Annotated in this window: 17 protein-coding genes and 1 riboswitch; of the genes, 8 read left to right on the top strand and 9 right to left on the bottom strand. The window is 70.5% G+C overall.

The window, feature by feature from the left end:
- Positions 1–29: 29 nt before the first annotated feature.
- Positions 30–704, bottom strand: a complete 675-nt coding sequence (locus tag ACIP79_RS25900) for an AAA family ATPase (RefSeq protein WP_401227034.1) — start codon at positions 702–704, stop codon at positions 30–32.
- Positions 705–902: 198 nt separating this feature from the next.
- Positions 903–1,004, top strand: a riboswitch (glycine riboswitch).
- A 147-nt stretch (positions 1,005–1,151) separates the two neighbouring features.
- Here ACIP79_RS25900 and gcvT point away from each other — a divergent pair.
- From gcvT to ACIP79_RS25920, 4 genes are all read left to right on the top strand, one after another.
- A complete protein-coding gene (gene gcvT / locus ACIP79_RS25905; protein WP_401226991.1) occupies positions 1,152–2,270 on the top strand; it encodes a glycine cleavage system aminomethyltransferase GcvT in 1,119 nt (372 codons plus the stop codon).
- Between the two features lie 150 nt (positions 2,271–2,420).
- Positions 2,421–2,798 (top strand): glycine cleavage system protein GcvH, encoded by a 378-nt coding sequence (gcvH, locus tag ACIP79_RS25910; RefSeq protein ID WP_383681326.1) that lies wholly within the window; start codon positions 2,421–2,423, stop codon positions 2,796–2,798.
- A gap of 14 nt (positions 2,799–2,812) precedes the next feature.
- Complete coding sequence (glyA, locus tag ACIP79_RS25915) at positions 2,813–4,087, top strand: serine hydroxymethyltransferase (RefSeq protein ID WP_383681324.1); 1,275 nt, start codon at positions 2,813–2,815, stop codon at positions 4,085–4,087.
- A gap of 144 nt (positions 4,088–4,231) precedes the next feature.
- Positions 4,232–5,599 carry an L-serine ammonia-lyase gene (locus ACIP79_RS25920; protein ID WP_401226993.1) on the top strand — a complete coding sequence of 456 codons (1,368 nt, stop codon included), beginning with the start codon at positions 4,232–4,234 and terminating at the stop codon, positions 5,597–5,599.
- Between the two features lie 81 nt (positions 5,600–5,680).
- On the opposite strand, the gene ACIP79_RS25925 is transcribed toward ACIP79_RS25920, so the two are convergent.
- Positions 5,681–6,034 (bottom strand): MerR family transcriptional regulator, encoded by a 354-nt coding sequence (locus ACIP79_RS25925; RefSeq protein WP_401226995.1) that lies wholly within the window; start codon positions 6,032–6,034, stop codon positions 5,681–5,683.
- A 693-nt stretch (positions 6,035–6,727) separates the two neighbouring features.
- On the opposite strand from ACIP79_RS25925, the gene ACIP79_RS25930 reads away from it, so the two are divergent.
- Positions 6,728–7,138, top strand: coding sequence for an ATP-binding protein (locus ACIP79_RS25930; RefSeq protein WP_401226996.1), 411 nt, complete (start codon positions 6,728–6,730; stop codon positions 7,136–7,138).
- A 60-nt stretch (positions 7,139–7,198) separates the two neighbouring features.
- Here the strand turns inward: ACIP79_RS25930 and ACIP79_RS25935 are convergent, their stop codons facing one another.
- Positions 7,199–8,251: a PucR family transcriptional regulator gene (locus ACIP79_RS25935; RefSeq protein WP_401227035.1), complete on the bottom strand. Its 1,053-nt coding sequence runs from the start codon at positions 8,249–8,251 to the stop codon at positions 7,199–7,201.
- 569 nt (positions 8,252–8,820) lie between these two features.
- Between ACIP79_RS25935 and ACIP79_RS25940 the strand changes: the two genes are divergently transcribed.
- Together ACIP79_RS25940 and ACIP79_RS25945 are read left to right on the top strand one after the other, a co-directional pair.
- Positions 8,821–9,378 carry a glycoside hydrolase family 25 protein gene (locus ACIP79_RS25940; RefSeq protein ID WP_401226997.1) on the top strand — a complete coding sequence of 186 codons (558 nt, stop codon included), beginning with the start codon at positions 8,821–8,823 and terminating at the stop codon, positions 9,376–9,378.
- Positions 9,379–9,448: 70 nt separating this feature from the next.
- Positions 9,449–9,991, top strand: a complete 543-nt coding sequence (locus ACIP79_RS25945; RefSeq protein WP_401226998.1) for an MOSC domain-containing protein — start codon at positions 9,449–9,451, stop codon at positions 9,989–9,991.
- Between the two features lie 94 nt (positions 9,992–10,085).
- Here ACIP79_RS25945 and ACIP79_RS25950 read toward each other — a convergent pair whose 3' ends face one another.
- The 3 genes from ACIP79_RS25950 to ACIP79_RS25960 all read right to left on the bottom strand — a co-directional run bounded on the left by ACIP79_RS25950 (position 10,086) and on the right by ACIP79_RS25960 (position 12,077).
- Entirely contained in the window at positions 10,086–10,745 is a 660-nt protein-coding gene (locus ACIP79_RS25950; RefSeq protein WP_401227000.1) for an NADPH-dependent F420 reductase, read from the bottom strand.
- Between the two features lie 156 nt (positions 10,746–10,901).
- Positions 10,902–11,114, bottom strand: coding sequence for an EF-hand domain-containing protein (locus ACIP79_RS25955; protein WP_383682968.1), 213 nt, complete (start codon positions 11,112–11,114; stop codon positions 10,902–10,904).
- Between the two features lie 48 nt (positions 11,115–11,162).
- Positions 11,163–12,077: a MerR family transcriptional regulator gene (locus ACIP79_RS25960; RefSeq protein WP_401227001.1), complete on the bottom strand. Its 915-nt coding sequence runs from the start codon at positions 12,075–12,077 to the stop codon at positions 11,163–11,165.
- A 55-nt stretch (positions 12,078–12,132) separates the two neighbouring features.
- Here ACIP79_RS25960 and ACIP79_RS25965 point away from each other — a divergent pair, with 55 nt between their 5' ends.
- Positions 12,133–12,771: a GNAT family N-acetyltransferase gene (locus ACIP79_RS25965; RefSeq protein ID WP_401227003.1), complete on the top strand. Its 639-nt coding sequence runs from the start codon at positions 12,133–12,135 to the stop codon at positions 12,769–12,771.
- Positions 12,772–13,174: 403 nt separating this feature from the next.
- Here the strand turns inward: ACIP79_RS25965 and ACIP79_RS25970 are convergent, their stop codons facing one another.
- The 3 genes from ACIP79_RS25970 to ACIP79_RS25980 all read right to left on the bottom strand — a co-directional run bounded on the left by ACIP79_RS25970 (position 13,175) and on the right by ACIP79_RS25980 (position 16,067).
- Positions 13,175–13,783, bottom strand: a complete 609-nt coding sequence (locus ACIP79_RS25970) for an ATP-binding protein (RefSeq protein ID WP_401227037.1) — start codon at positions 13,781–13,783, stop codon at positions 13,175–13,177.
- Positions 13,784–13,965: 182 nt separating this feature from the next.
- Positions 13,966–14,733, bottom strand: coding sequence for an enoyl-CoA hydratase/isomerase family protein (locus ACIP79_RS25975; protein WP_401227004.1), 768 nt, complete (start codon positions 14,731–14,733; stop codon positions 13,966–13,968).
- 83 nt (positions 14,734–14,816) lie between these two features.
- The gene (locus ACIP79_RS25980) at positions 14,817–16,067 is read right to left on the bottom strand and encodes an Ig-like domain-containing protein (protein ID WP_401227006.1); all 1,251 of its coding nucleotides are present in this window, start codon (positions 16,065–16,067) and stop codon (positions 14,817–14,819) included.
- Between the last annotated feature and the right edge of the window lie 14 nt (positions 16,068–16,081).

Raw genomic sequence — 16,081 nt, forward strand, 5'->3', positions numbered from 1 at the left:
CGGCGGGAAACCCTAACGGGTTGGGTGGTTCAGCCACCGAAGTCGATCCGGCGCAGCACGTCCGCCGCGTCCCGGTCGATGAGGACGGCCGAGCCGCACCCCTCCGGCAGGTGCCCCTTCTCCACGGACCTGAGCAGCCGGGCGACCGCGCCGCGGTGACGCGCGAACGCGTACCGCGAGACGCCGCGGCCGCGCTCGCGCTGGCCGTCGAGCGCCGTGCCCGGTGTGACGTCGAGCAGCAGCAGGTGCAGCGCGCCGCCCCGGCGGCGGGCCTCGCGGGCGAGCCAGCGGCGCACCCAGGCCTGTGTGCCGCAGTCGTGCACGACCACACCCGCACCGGAACGCAGTGCGCGGCGCAGCCCCGTGTAGTGGGCGACCCTGACCAGCGGGCGGTAGACGGCGTAGGGGAGCCGGCCGGACACCCGGCCGTCCCAGCGGTCGCGGGTGTCCTGCGAGTCGACGCGCGGGCCCGAGACCGCGCGGCGCATCAGGGTCGACTTGCCGCTGCCGGGAAGTCCGGTGACCACGACGACGTCGGAAGTGCCGAAGTGGAGTCCGTGCGGGCTGTGGCCGGCGCGGTCCCTGAGGTCGCGGACGACAGCCGTCGGAAACGGGTCGCACGCCTCCCGGACCGGAGCTCCGGGCTGCTTGGGCAGCGCGAGGCCCGCCGTCGTCGCGTACGCCGTGGTCCTGTTCACCGTGATCGTCCTCCCCATGGGTCTGGAGTCCCATCCCCGCCGAGTGTAAAGAGAAGGTAATGCGCGATGCTTCCTGTTTCCGTAATCGGACTGCCACAGGCTGGTTACAGGTCACTTCGAGGGGCGGTGGACCGCGCGGGGGCGCCCCTCCCGTGTCTCCGGGATGCATGCAATGATGTGCGCGCCAACTGCATACCGGCCGCTTGAATCCGCGCGGGAGAGTCCCAGGGCACCGCACGTCACCCTGGGCGCCGAAGGAGCAAGTCCCTCCCTTGAATCTCTCAGGCCCCGTACCGCGCGGGCGAGGCACATCTGAAAAGCGGGCCGCCGACCGGTGGCCCCACCCAAGGTGCAAATCATGACCACCGCTTCGCGGGGTCGTGATGAACCTCTCAGGTTCCGATGACAGATGGGGAGGAACGACCTCGCCGTCATGCCTTGGGAGCCCCACCGATGAGCAGTAACGCACCCCGTCACACCGCGCTCGATGCCCTGCATCGCTCGCTCGGCGCGACGATGACCGACTTCGCCGGCTGGGACATGCCCCTGCGCTACGGCTCGGAGCGCGACGAACACCTCGCCGTCCGCACGAAGGCGGGCCTCTTCGACCTGTCCCACATGGGCGAGATCACGGTCACCGGGCCGCGGGCCGCCGCACTCCTCGACCACGCGCTGGTCGGCAACATCGGCTCGGTCGGCGTCGGCCGCGCCCGCTACACCATGATCTGCCGGGCGGACGGCGGCATCCTCGACGACCTGATCGTGTACCGGCTCCAGGAGCACGAGTACATGGTGGTCGCCAACGCCTCCAACGCCCAGGTGGTACTGGACGCGCTCGTGGAGCGCGCGGCGGGCTTCGACGCCGTGGTGCGTGACGACCGGGACGCGTACGCGCTGATCGCCGTGCAGGGCCCGGAGTCCTCCGGCATCCTCGGGTCCGTCACCGACGCCGACCTCGACGGCCTCAAGTACTACGCGGGGCTCCCCGGCACGGTCGCGGGCGTCCCGGCGCTCATCGCGCGCACCGGCTACACCGGCGAGGACGGCTTCGAACTCTTCGTCTCCCCCGCCGACGCCGAGAAGGTGTGGCGGGCGCTCACCGAGGCGGGAACCCCCGCCGGGCTCGTCCCCTGCGGCCTGTCCTGCCGGGACACGCTGCGCCTGGAGGCGGGCATGCCGCTGTACGGCCATGAGCTGAGCACCTCGCTCACCCCCTTCGACGCCGGTCTCGGCCGGGTCGTGAAGTTCGAGAAGGAGGGCGACTTCGTGGGGCGCGAGGCGCTCTCCGCTGCCGCCGAACGTGCCCTGGAGAACCCTCCGCGGGTGCTCGTCGGTCTCGTCGCCGAGGGCCCCCGGGTTCCCCGCGCGGGCTACCCCGTGGTCTTCGGGGGCAAGGTCGTCGGCGAGGTCACCTCGGGCGCCCCGTCCCCGACGCTGGGCAGGCCGATCGCGATGGCCTACGTCGACGCCGCGCACTCCGCTCCCGGTACCAGCGGTGTGGGCGTGGACATCCGGGGCAGCCACGAGCCGTACGAGGTCGTGGCGCTGCCGTTCTACAAGCGCCAGAAGTGAGACTGGCCCACAGACCGCGCTCCGGGCCGCTCACGGTCACGGTCACGGTCACCGGACCTGAGCCGACCTGACCTGACCTGAGTACATCCGCCCTGCTCATCACCCCTCCCCCGTCATCAGCAATCCCCCGCGTACAGGAGAATCCACGCCATGAGCAACCCCCAGCAGCTGCGCTACAGCAAGGAGCACGAGTGGCTGTCGGTCGCCGAGGACGGCGTATCGACGGTCGGCATCACGGAGTTCGCGGCCAACGCGCTCGGCGATGTCGTCTACGCCCAGCTTCCGGAGGTCGGTGCCACGGTCACCGCGGGCGAGTCCTGCGGTGAGCTGGAGTCGACGAAGTCGGTGAGCGACCTGTACGCGCCGGTCACCGGAGAGATCGTGGAGTTCAACCAGGACGTGGTGGACGACCCGGCCCTGGTGAACTCGGACCCCTTCACGGGCGGCTGGCTGTTCAAGGTGCGTGTCTCGGAGGAGCCGGACGACCTGCTCTCCGCCGACGAGTACACCGCTTTCACCACCGGCTGAGGAGTCGTAGCCCCATGTCTGAACCCACGTCGATCCTGAACACGCCCCTCCACGAACTCGACCCGGACGTCGCCGCCGCCGTCGACGCCGAACTGCGCCGCCAGCAGTCCACCCTCGAGATGATCGCCTCGGAGAACTTCGCTCCGGTCGCGGTCATGGAGGCCCAGGGCTCGGTGCTGACCAACAAGTACGCCGAGGGCTACCCCGGCCGCCGCTACTACGGCGGCTGTGAGCACGTCGACGTCGTCGAGCAGATCGCCATCGACCGCGTCAAGGCGCTCTTCGGCGCCGAGCACGCCAACGTGCAGCCCCACTCGGGTGCCCAGGCCAACGCCGCCGCGATGTTCGCGCTGCTCAAGCCGGGCGACACGATCATGGGTCTGAACCTCGCGCACGGCGGGCACCTGACCCACGGCATGAAGATCAACTTCTCCGGCAAGCTCTACAACGTGGTCGCCTACCACGTGGACGACGCCACCGGCCAGGTCGACATGGCCGAGGTCGAGAAGCTCGCCAAGGAGTCCAGCCCGAAGCTGATCGTCGCGGGCTGGTCGGCGTACCCCCGGCAGCTGGACTTCGCCGAGTTCCGCCGGATCGCGGACGAGGTCGGCGCGTACCTGATGGTCGACATGGCGCACTTCGCCGGTCTGGTGGCTGCGGGCCTGCACCCCAACCCCGTACCGCACGCCCATGTCGTCACGACGACCACCCACAAGACGCTGGGCGGCCCGCGCGGTGGCGTGATCCTGTCCACGGCCGAACTCGCCAAGAAGATCAACTCGGCGGTCTTCCCCGGCCAGCAGGGCGGTCCGCTGGAGCACGTGATCGCCGCTAAGGCCGTCTCCTTCAAGGTCGCCGCGACGGACGACTTCAAGGAGCGCCAGCAGCGGACACTGGACGGTGCGCGGATCCTGGCGGAGCGGCTCGTGCAGGACGACGTGACCTCGGTCGGGGTCTCGGTGCTCTCCGGCGGCACGGACGTCCACCTCGTCCTGGTCGACCTGCGGAACTCCGAACTGGACGGGCAGCAGGCCGAGGACCGGCTCCACGAGGTCGGCATCACGGTCAACCGCAACGCCGTCCCGAACGACCCGCGTCCGCCGATGGTGACCTCGGGCCTGCGCATCGGTACGCCGGCCCTGGCGACCCGCGGCTTCACCACCGAGGACTTCACCGAGGTCGCCGACATCATCGCGGCCGCGCTCAAGCCCTCGTACGACGCGGACTCGCTGAGGACCCGAGTGTCCGCGCTGGCGGACAGGCACCCGCTGTACCCCGGCCTGAAGTAGTTCGTACGGTTCGTATGGTTCGTACGGTTCACGCCGTTCGCACGTTCTACGCGTTTTCTCGGGGCGCCGCGCACACTGGACGACAGGTGTGTGCGGCGCCCGCCCCTTGCACCACCCCTGTTCTGCCTGTTTTGAGGAGTTCCCGTGGCCATCTCGGTCTTCGACCTGTTCTCGATCGGCATCGGCCCGTCCAGCTCCCACACGGTCGGCCCGATGCGCGCCGCACGCCTGTTCGCCCTGCGGCTGCGCAACGAGGATCTGCTGGACTCGGTGGCGTCGATACGCGCCGAGCTGTACGGCTCGCTGGGCGCGACCGGGCACGGGCACGGCACTCCCAAGGCGGTGCTGCTCGGCCTGGAGGGCGCCTCGCCGCGGACGGTGGACGTGGAGGGGGCCGACCTGCGGGTCGAGGAGATCAGGTCCGCCGGCCGCATCCGGCTGCTGGGCGACCACGAGATCGGCTTCTCCTTCGACGACGACCTGATCCTGCACCGGCGCAAGGCCCTGCCCTACCACGCGAATGCCATGACGGTCTTCGCCTACGACTCCTCGGGCGAACTCGTGCTGGAGAAGACGTACTACTCGGTCGGCGGCGGCTTCGTGGTCGACGACGACGCCGTGGGCGAGGACCGCATCAAGCTGGACGACACGGTCCTGAAGTATCCCTTCCGCACGGGCGACGAGTTGCTGCGGCTGACCCGCGAGACGGGCCTGTCGATCTCCGCGCTGATGCTGGAGAACGAACGGGCGTGGCGTACCGAGGAGGAGATCCGCTCCGGGCTCCTCGGGATCTGGCGGGTGATGCAGGCGTGCGTGTCGCGCGGCATGGCCCGCGAGGGCATCCTGCCCGGCGGCCTCAAGGTCCGCCGCCGCGCCGCCGTCTCGGCACGCCAACTCCGCGCCGAGGGCGACCCGTTGGCCCACGCGATGGAGTGGATCACCCTCTACGCGATGGCGGTGAACGAGGAGAACGCGGCGGGCGGCCGGGTCGTCACCGCCCCGACGAACGGCGCGGCCGGCATCATCCCCGCGGTCCTGCACTACTACATCAACTTCGTGCCGGGCGCCGACGAGGAGGGAGTCGTCCGCTTCCTGCTCGCCGCGGGCGCCATCGGCATGCTCTTCAAGGAGAACGCGTCCATCTCCGGCGCCGAGGTCGGCTGTCAGGGCGAGGTCGGCTCGGCCTGCTCGATGGCCGCCGGCGCCCTCGCGGAGGTTCTCGGCGGCAGCTCCGAACAGGTCGAGAACGCCGCCGAGATCGGCATGGAGCACAACCTCGGCCTGACCTGCGACCCGGTCGGCGGCCTGGTCCAGATCCCGTGCATCGAGCGCAACGGCATGGCCGCGGTGAAGGCCGTGACCGCCGCGAAGATGGCCATGCGCGGCGACGGCTCCCACAAGGTCTCCCTCGACAAGGTCATCAAGACCATGAAGGAGACGGGCGCGGACATGTCCGTCAAGTACAAGGAGACGGCGCGGGGCGGGCTGGCGGTGAACATCATCGAGTGCTGAGGCCCGGTCGCCTGATCCTCACGGTGCCCCTTACAGGGGGGCTCCCCGTACGGAGGGCCCCATCGGGAAAACCGGCGGCCCTCAGACCGCGGCGGTCCGGTTCGTGGAGTCGGCGGCGTTGCGGTGTTCGGCCTGGCGGTGTTCCGCGTTGAGGCGCTGGGCCTCTTCCAGTTGGTCTTCGAGGATGACGATGCGGCAGGCGGCCTCGACGGGGGTGCCCTGGTCGACGAGTTCACGCGCGCGGGCCGCGATGCGCAGTTGGTAGCGGGAGTAGCGGCGGTGGCCGCCCGCGGAGCGGAGCGGGGTGATGAGGCGGGCTTCGCCGATGGCGCGGAGGAAGCCCTGGGTGGTGCCGAGTATTTCGGCGGCCCGGCCCATCGTGTAGGCGGGGTAGTCGTCGTCATCGAGCCGGTTGAACGAGTCGTCTGCTGTCATCGCACCTCTCTGCGCCACGGGTCGAGGGGCCCCGGTGCCGTATGGCACCAGGGCCCCGAAGGAACTGCTACACCATCAGCCGGCCCTACTGCTGCGCCGGCCTACTTGTTTCCGCTGACCCGACCAACCTGCCGTCGGGAGCGCGGGGATCGCGGTTGCTCGACCGGAGACCACCTCACTATCGATGTCCTGCGGTACCCGGGCTCAGCAGTTCCGCCCGGGCGATCCTGATGGCGTTCGGCTCCTCCGTTCTTCCCTCTGGTCAAACACTTGCCAACACGTGCTGTCACTGCGGTCCTGCTCACGACAGCCCCTGATCACCGCGGGCCGCCCGGTCCGGTCGTCAGTCCCGTCGCCATCACGCAACAACCCTGGCTTCGCGACTCCACCACCGCACCGTCCTGCGTACTGCAACTACTTCGATTACTTCAACTGCCTTGTACTGCCCGCCAGTTCGTGCCTGCCGGGCCTTGCTCGATCTCGGCTACGAGAGAAACCATAACCACTCCACAATCCAATGTCTACTCTGGCCAACATAGATTTCCACGTGTTCGACAGTGAGGTAACTGGGCTCGAACAACGACGGGGAGAGGCCACAACGCTCGTCGCCGCCGGATTAACGGGGCATCGGCCGGGGCACAAGCACGGCGCAGGCAGGACCAGGCATGGACGATCCAGAGACCAGGTGACCTGATGAACACGATGAGCGTCAACGTCGCAACAGCCCACTCCACGACCTCCGTCGCCGACACACGCTCCGTCGCCGACGCACGCGAGAGCACCCGGCACTTCCTCGAAGGTCTCCCGCACCCGGCCGGAACCGAGGCCGCCGAAACCGTGGTTCTGGTCGTCTCCGAACTCGTCACCAACGCCCTGCGTCACGGCGGCGGCACCTGCACGCTGGACCTGACCGCGCACCCGGACAGCGTCGAGGTGGCCGTCCACGACCCCAGTCCGCAGGCACCGCGCACGCGCACTCCCGACCTGGACGACGGCACCGGCGGCTTCGGCTGGCCGATGGTCAACCGCCTCGCCCGCGCCACCGCGGTCACCCGCCGAGAGCCCGACGGCAAGACCGTGAGCGCCCTCCTCGCCCGCTCGTGAGCACCCTTGTCACCCGCTGAGGGGACGCCCGCGCTCGATCGCCGCGCCGCGGGCGTCCCCTCAGAGTTCCTTCGCCGGCCAGTCCAGCAACCGGGCACCGATGACCGCGGTCTGGAGCATGTACCGGTGCACCGGGTCGGCCGGATTCGCGCCGGTGAGTCTGTGGATGCGGTCCAGGCGGTAGGTGAGGGCGCGGACGCTGAGGGACAGGCGCCGGGCGGCCTCCGCCGCGACGCAGCCGGAGTCGAAGTACGCGGTCAGCGTGTCCAGGAGCGGCTTGGCTCCGCCACGGGCCCGCCGCAGCGGGCCGAGGGCACTCAGGACCAGGTCGGCCATGGCCTGCCTGTCGCGGGTGAGGACCGGGTAGACGAGGAGATCGGCGGCGTACAGCACGGGTGCGTCGAGTTCCAGGCGTTCGGCCAGGTCGAGGGCGTTCAGGGCCTCCTCGTAGGAGTGGACGACACCGCCGGGGCCCGGACGGGGCCGGCCGACGGCGACCTGCCCTCCCTCGGTGGCGGCGTGCGCCCGCTTGGCGAAGTAGGCGAGTACGTCGTCCTGGTCGCCGGGCGCGACACACACCAGCCGCCCGTCCTTGGTGGTCACCAGGATGCTGCGGTCGCCGAACCGGCCGATCAGCGCGCGCTCCACCTCGCGCGGCACGGCGTCCCCCTCGTCGTAGCCGGACTCGCCCCGTGCCACGGCGACGGCGTGTACGTGCGACAGGCGCAGCCCGAAGCGTTCGGCGCGCTCGGCGAGCAGGCCCAGGTCGCTGCGTCCGTAGAGCAGGTCGTCGATGAACTCCCGGCGGGCGGCCTCCTCCTGGCGTACGGCGAGGAGTTGCGCGCGTTCGTAGCCCTCGGCGAAGGCGTCGACCGCCTGTTCCACGGCGGCCAGGCTGCTTTCGGAGGCGGTCGAGGGCCAGTTGGCGCGGGCGGCGGCAAGGTGGGCGCCGACCAGGACGCGCAGCCCGTACCCCGCCTCGGCGGCCCGCTCGCCCAGCGCGCGGCGGGAGTCGAGCTCGTCGCGGGTGAGTCTGCGGCCGGTGGCGGCCGCGGCGGCGAGGAGGTCCGCGTACCCGTCCAGGTACTCGTCGGGTACGCCCCGCCCCGCCATCCGTGCCCCTGTCCCGCCGATCAGCCGTTGACGCATTTCTAGCGCACGAGCGGAGGGCACGGCCTGCCAGGGGGCGGGCTCGCTGCCGGGAGACGGCAGTTCGGGCGGGTGGCGGGGGTACGGCGGGGCGGTCACCGGGATACGGCGTGTCCGTCGGCGGCGACGCGATCCATTCGGGGCCGCCTCTCCTCACCCGGACGTCTGACGGGGCTGGGCCCCGGTGCCGGTCGCCTCCCCCGTGGACGCTCCGGCACCGTGGCCCTCTCCCCCCGTTTCTGCACGCTCACTCTGACCCGCGACCGGCGTCCCGCGCATTGCCGGATCCCGGCAGTATTTACGCCTTCTTGATGCCGGACCGGTCCCGTGTGTTGTTCCGGCAGTGGACCGGCGGCGAAGGCTGCCGGTTCCGGCCGGCCGGCCGAGGACGAGGACCACTCCATCGCCACGGTGCCGTACCGGTCCGTCGGTGCCGGTCGGTCGACGGTCACGGTGCCGGCAGGGATGACGGGCCGAAGCGGGGGAACGCTGGAGTTCAACCCCTCCAGTCCCCCATTGCCCGGAGGCCCCACATGCTGCGAGGCATCGACGTCAGCGCCTACCAGTCGTCCGCCTACGAGACCGACGGCCTCTCCTTCGTCTTCATCAAGGCGACGGAGGGGCGGTCGTACGTCAACCCCAAGCTCTCCGCCCAGGTGAAGACCGCTCGCGACGCCGACTGCGTCGTCGGCTTCTACCACTTCCTGTGGCCCGGCAACATCACGGCACAGGCCGAGTACTTCCTCAGCAAGGCCCCGGAGAAGGCGGGCGACCTCCTCGTCGTCGACTGGGAGACCACCGGCGAGGGCACCCACGCCGGCAACGCCGAGAAGGACCGCTTCATCCGCAAGGTGAAGGAACTCCGCCCGAACCACCGGGTGTTGCTCTATTGCAATCGGAATTACTGGCTCAACGTCGACACCACCTCGTACGCGGGCGACGGCCTGTGGATCGCCGACTACGTGACCGCGGGCAAGCCCCGCATCCAGGCGAACTGGCGCTTCCACCAGTACACCGACAACCCGCTGGACAAGAACGTCGGCGACTTCAGCAGCAAGGCGGCGCTGCGCAAGTGGGCGCGGCGCGAATGACCGTCCGGCTGCCGTCTACCCTCTGACCTGCGAGTCGGAAGCAGCGGGCGGCAGGAGAGGGGTTCGCGGGATGGGTGCCATGGTTGCCGCGGTCAGCAGTAACGGGACGTATTCGTTCACCAAGCCGAACCGGCCGAGCATCAGGCTGCTTTCCGGGCTCGGGGTGGAGGGGGATGTGCACGCGGGCGTCACCGTGAAGCACCGGTTCCGGATGGCGAAGGATCCCTCGCAGGTGAATCTGCGTCAGGTGCATCTGATTCAGGAGGAGTTGTTCGAGGAGCTGCGCGGCGCCGGGTTCACGGTCGCGGCCGGGGAACTCGGGGAGAACGTCACCACCAGAGGGATCGACCTGCTGGGGCTCCCGGTCGGGACGCTCCTGCGGCTGGGGGACGAGGCCGTCGTGGAGCTGACCGGGCTGCGGAATCCGTGCGCGCAGATCGACACGTACCAGAAGGGCCTGCTCAAGCAGGTCGTCGGGCGGGGTGATGGCGGCACCGTCACCCACAGGGCCGGGGTCATGAGCGTCGTACGGGAAGGCGGTTCGGTGCGGCCCGGGGACTCGGTGGTGGCCGAGTTGCCGGACGGGCCGCACCGGCCGCTGCGGATCGTGTGACGGTCGGGGGCCGGGCCCGCGGCCTGGCCAGGCCGCGGTGGGCCGCCAGGTCAGGCACGGTGGGCCGCCGGGTCAGGCGCGGTGGGTCGTCGAGTCAGGCGCGGTGGGCCGCCGGGCGCTCCGGGGAGGCCTCGGCCAGGGCCTTCGTGACCGCGGCGGTGCCTTCGGCGAGGCCGTAGACGGGGGTCGCGGGCTGCTGGCGCCAGGAGTCGTCGAGGCCGCCGGCATCCACGGCGTCGAAGCCGAGTTCGTCGACGAGGGCGATGACCTTGCGCTTGGCGGCCTCGTCGTCGCCCGCGACCGGAAGGGCCACGCGGTCCGCGGCGCCCGCGGGACGGTGGCGGTCCAGGATGTGCTGGGCGTAGGTGCCGTTGAAGGCCTTGATGACGGTGTGGCCGATCTGCTGGGCGGTCCACCGGCTCTCGGTGAGGCCGTCGTCCTCGATGGCGTCGATCCGGCCGTCGCGCTGGGGGTAGTAGTTGCCGGTGTCGATGACGGCGACCCCTTCTGCGGCCTCGTCGAACAGTCCGGACGGCAGGTCGGGCACCGCCTTCATGGGGACCGTGACCACGACGACCTCGGCCCCGCGCGCCGCCTCCTCGACCCTGACGGGTGTCGCTCCGGTCTCCGCGGCCAGGTCGGTGAGCGTCTCGGGACCTCGGGAGTTCGCGACGGAGACGTCGTGTCCGAGGGCGGTGAGACGCCGGGTGAGGTTCCCGCCGATGTTGCCCGCGCCGATGATGCCGATCTTCATGAGACAGACCCTTCTGGGGTTGGTGCTCCTGACGTGGGTCGGCAACCCCGGGACCGGACCGGCTATTCCGACGCGCGGCGGACGGGTGAACCGGGTCCGGGGCGGCGCAGCGGAAAGGGCGCCCACCGGTGGTCCGGTGGGCGCCCTCCACGGGTGCTACTTGTTCAGGTGGGCCCAGAACTCCTCGAACGACAGGAGCTTGTCGCTGTTGAGGTCACGGCTGGCGATCACGGCCTCCGCGACCGACTCGGTGACGTTCCAGTCACCGCCCTGGGCGAGGGCGGTCTTGAACTCGGCGGCCGTGACGAACCCGTCCCCGTCCGTGTCGATCCGCTCGAACGCCTTGCGTGCTTCCTCGATGTCCGCCACCGGGTCCGCCCCTTCGTAGTGCGCTGTGCCTCGTTTACGTAGGTCAGATTATCGGGCGACGCGAGCGCGGAGTGCGGCGACCACCCAGGCGAACTCCTCCCGGTGCGCGGCCAGGGGCGGCCGGCCCTTCACGGATATCAGCAGTTCGCGGTAGCGGGCGACCTGCTCGTTCTCGGGCGCCTCCAGACGCTCCAGTACGGCCGCGGGGTCGGCGTCGCCGAGCAGGTCCCCGAGGATCTCCTCGGCCTCCGGCTCCTCGGGCCCGATCCCCCGCTCGCGGGCCTGCGCCGCGAGCTGGACGAGACGCTGGGCGAACCACATGGACGCGCCGGCGGGGGTCTCCTGACCGCGGTCGGCGGCGTTGAACTCGGCCACCTTGCGCATTCGCGCCCGGAACCCGGGTTCCCGCAACAGCTCGGCCAGTTCCACCCACGCGTCCACCTGCTCGGGCGTCGGCTCAGCCGGCAGATCCACGGCGGCGTTCCGCATCCGTTCGCGGATCACCGGGTCCGCGGTGTCCAGTCCGCGGAACATCTCGTCCACGAACTCCTCGATGATCCGCCTTCGCTCGGCGGCCGACAGCCGTGCCAGTTTGTTCATCAGTGTCATCTCCTCCGCGGTCGAGCCGCGACGTGCCACGGTCGACAGCACCGCCCGGGTCACCTTCAGGGAGCGGATCTGCGCGTCCAGCGCGGCGACGTGCGTGGCCGCGACCTCCGCGACCGTCGTCTCCCCCGCCAGCACCTGCCGTACGGCGTGCAGCCCGAGGCCCAACTCCCGCAGCGTGCGGATGAGTTCGAGGCGCGCCGCGGAGCTCGCGTCGTAGAGCCGGTAGCCGCCGGCCGACCGGGCCACCGGGGGCAGCGCGCCCTCGTCGGACCAGTAGCGGATGGTGCGCACCGACAGACCCGTGCTCCGGGAGAGCTCTCCGATGGTGAACAGTCCGGTGCCGTCTTCGATCATGTCTGCGAGTCTGGGCCTTCCAGTGGGTGGAGACTCAAGTGAGAGGACGGGCGTCGTGGCCGACACTCTGCGGGACATCCTGGACGCGGCCGCCCGGGGTGTCTTCCCGCCGGCCGACGGCGGCATGACCGTCGTACGCCAGCACGCGCACCGCGACGCCGGCGTCCTCGCGTTCACCGCGCACTCCGTGGTCTTCACCGACGAGGACGAGGGGTGGGTGCGGGCGGCGCTGGCCCGGCTCGACTGCGACGCGCTCGCCGCGACGATGAACCCCCGGTTCCTGGCGGCGTTCATGGAGCGGACGGGCCGTACGAACGACACGATCGACCTGCTCACCGTGGCCGCTCCGCTCCCGGGTGAGCCGTCGCTCGCGCTCGCCGAGCTCGCCGATCCCGGTCATCCCCGGGTCGCGCGGGCGCGCGAGCACCGCGACGAGGTCCGGGTGTGGTCGGCCGAGGGCGGTGTGCTCGTGCTGGGGCGCGGGGTCGCCGGGCGGCTGGAGGCCGCGGTCGAGGTGGACGAGGGTGTACGGCACCGGGGGCTGGGGCGGGTACTGGCCCGGGCGGCGCGGCAGTTGGCCGGGGGCGAACCGGTGTGGGCCCAGCTGGCGGCGGGGAACGCCCGCAGTCAACGGGCGTTCCTGGCGGCCGGTTACCGTCCGGTCGGCGCGGAGGCGCTGCTCACCACCCGCTGACGCGGGCGGAGTTGCCGGAGGCGGGCCTCAACCACCCCAGACCGGGGAGGACGTAGACGCGGGACCGGAAGTCCTTGACGACCGGGAAGAGTCTGCCCGGTCGGTCGGCGGCGCCCCTGGTGCCGAGGCCCCGTTCGCGCGCTCCCCGCACGCGGGACGCCCGGACGCGTGGGACGCCCGGACGCGTGGGACGCCCGGACGCGTGGCAAGCCCGGGACGCCCGGGACGCGTGGGGGTCCTTTGGATCAGGACTCCAGGTCTGCGACAGTCGGCGGTGCGACCTCCACCCATTGACCCGGGCCCTGGTTGTCGCCGGTGCCGCGGTTCACACCCCTGTCGTCCGCGGTGCCCCGGGAGCCCCGGTCGCTCGGCGGCCGGGGCTTTCCGCTCGGCAGGGGCGGGTTCAGCGGTCGGAGACGCGCATCTCGAACCAGGTGGTCTTGCCGCGGGGCAGGAGGTCGACGCCCCAGCGGTCGGAGAGCTTGTCGACGAGGAAGAGACCGCGGCCGCTCAGGTCCATCTCGTGGACCGGCATCAGACAGGGAAGCCCGCGCGAGGGGTCGCGGACCTCGACCCGGATCCATCCCCGGCGGCGGCGCAGCCGGAGTCCGAAGACACGCGCGCCGGTGTGCCGTACGGCGTTGCCGACCAGTTCGGAGACCAGGAGGACGGCGTCCTCCGTCATCTTCGGGGAGAGGCCCCAGTGCCGGAGGACCACGACCTGGGTGAGCCGCCGCGCGGTGGCCGCGGACTCCGGGCGGGACGGCAGCGGCACCTCCGCCTCCACCGGGTTGCCGAACAACTCCAGCGCTTTGAGGGCCTGTTCGTCCTCGACCGCAGGCGTCCAGCGCGCCGCGGTCGCACCCCCGTGCCGCCGCGGCGGTTCGATACCCTCCAGCCCCGCCATGCCTCCATCATGGCCGCCCAGCGCCTTCTTCGGGGCCGTTCCGAAGGAATACGCCCCCCGGAACCTCCCATTCCGAGGCGACCGATCGGCATATGCCACAGGCAGATCGGGATGCGGCACAGCCCATCTGACCTGCCAGGACAGCCCCCTTGGTGGCAGTCCACGGCATTCCCCGAACAGCCGCCCTTAAGGTTGCCTTAAGGCTCGCATAATCCAGCCCTTCGGGGGACACCGGATAAGACATTCCGTCAACTGCAAGTGGATCAGGTCAACTTCTGGTCAGGGTTCTAGCGGAACTTCGCCTTGCCGGGACCCTCCTTCACGAAGCTCCGCATCCCCCGCTCCCGGTCCTCCGTGGCGAACAGGCCCGCGAACCAGCTGCGTTCGATCGCGAGCCCGGTGTCGATGTCCGTCTCCAGACCCAGGTCGATGGACTCCTTCGCGGCGCGCAGCGCGATCGCGGGTCCGCGCGCCAACCGTGCGGCCCACTCGTGCGCCTGGGCGTACACCTCCTCGGCCGGGACCACCCGGTCGACGAGACCCAGCGCCAACGCCTCCTCGGCCTTCACCATCCGGCCGGTGAAGATGAGGTCCTTGGCGCGCGACGGCCCGATCAGGCGGGACAGCCGCTGGGTGCCGCCGGCGCCGGGGATCACGCCGAGCAGGATCTCCGGCTGGCCGAGTTTCGCGTTCTCACCGGCGATGCGGTAGTCCGCGCAGAGGGCCAACTCGCAGCCCCCGCCCAGGGCGTAGCCGGTGACGGCCGCGACGACCGGCTTGGGGATGCGGGCGACGGCGGTGAAGGAGTCCTGGAGGCCGCGGGACCTGACGACCATCGACGCGTGGTCCATGTCCTGCATCTCCTTGATGTCCGCGCCCGCCGCGAACACCTTCTCCCCGCCGTACAGCACCACCGCGCGCACGTCCTCGCGGCCCGCGGCCTCCTCGGCGAGCTCCTTGAGCCGGTCCTGCGTGGCGACGTCCAGTGCGTTCATCGGCGGACGGTCCAGACGGATGGTGCCGACACCCTCGGCCACTTCAAGATGCACAGTCATGGGAGCAGGTTAGCGGCCGTTAACGACAACGGGCCCGGTGTGCTCTGTCACAGCACACCGGGCCCGTACGGAACGAGCGGAGGTCAGGCCGTCCACTTCTCCCAGGACATGTTCCAGCCGTTGAGGCCGTTGTCCGGGTCGACGATCCTGTCGTCGGAGTTCTTCACGACCACCACGTCACCGACCATCGACTGGTTGAAGAACCAGGCCGCGGCCACCTTGCCGTCGTAGCCGCCGCGGACGTCCTTCAGACCGATGCAGCCGTGGCTGGCGTTGTAGTTGCCGAAGGCGCCGCCGCCCCAGTAGTTGCCGTGGATGAAGGTGCCCGAGGTGGTCAGGCGCTGGGCGTGCGGCACGTCCTTGATGTCGTACTCGCCGCCGTAGCCGACCGTCTCGCCGTTCATCCGGGTCACCGCGAGGCGCTCGGTGATGACCATCTGGCCGTTCCAGGTGTCGTAGCCGGGCTTGCCGGTGGTCACCGGGATGGTCTTGATGGTCTTGCCGTCCCGCTTGACGGTCATCGTCTTCGTCTTGACGTCGACGGTGGAGACCTGGCTGCGGCCGACCGTGAACGACACCGTCTTGGCCTGCTCGCCGTAGACACCGGGCCGCCCCTCGACACCGTCGAGGTTGAGCCGCACCGTCACCTTCGTGCCGGCCTTCCAGTACTTCTCGGGACGGAAGTCGAGGCGGTCGTTGCCGAACCAGTGGCCTTCCACGTCGACCGCCGGGACAGTGGTGACGGTGATCGCCTTCTCGACGTCCTCGGGGTGCGTGATACCCCGCGTGAAGTTCACCGAGAAGGGCATCCCGACGCCGACCTTGGAACCGTCCTCGGGCGTGAAGATGCCGACGAAGGTGTTCTTCGGGGTCAGCGTGGTGAACGCGGACTCCTCGGCGGACTCGCGGCCCCCGGAGTCCTTCGCCACCGCGTGGACCTTGTACCTGGTGGCCGAGGCGAGGTGCGTCGAGGGCGTCCAGGTGGCGCCCCCGCCCGTTATCTCGCCCTCGACATCGTTGCCCTTGGTGTCCTGGACGGTGACCTCGGTCAGCTTGCCCTTGGCCGCGGTCACCTTGAGGGCGCCGCTGGTGGCCACGCCACCGGTCCCGTCCTTCGGGGCGATGGTCACGACCGCCTCGGAGACCTTGGTGTCCGCGGTCCCCGAACTCCCCGTGCTCTTGCCCTTGCCTTCCCCGGACCCGGAATCCGAGTCCCCTCCCCCGCCGCACGCGGTCACGGCGAACAACAGCACCACCGGCAGCAGTGCCAGGATCCTTCTGTTCCGCCGTGCCCGCGCGCCAACCGACGGCCCCGATATCGGTCGCCCGTTCAAGTTCGTTCTCCCCT

Source organism: Streptomyces sp. NPDC088747, assembly GCF_044751025.1.
Taxonomy (GTDB): domain Bacteria; phylum Actinomycetota; class Actinomycetes; order Streptomycetales; family Streptomycetaceae; genus Streptomyces.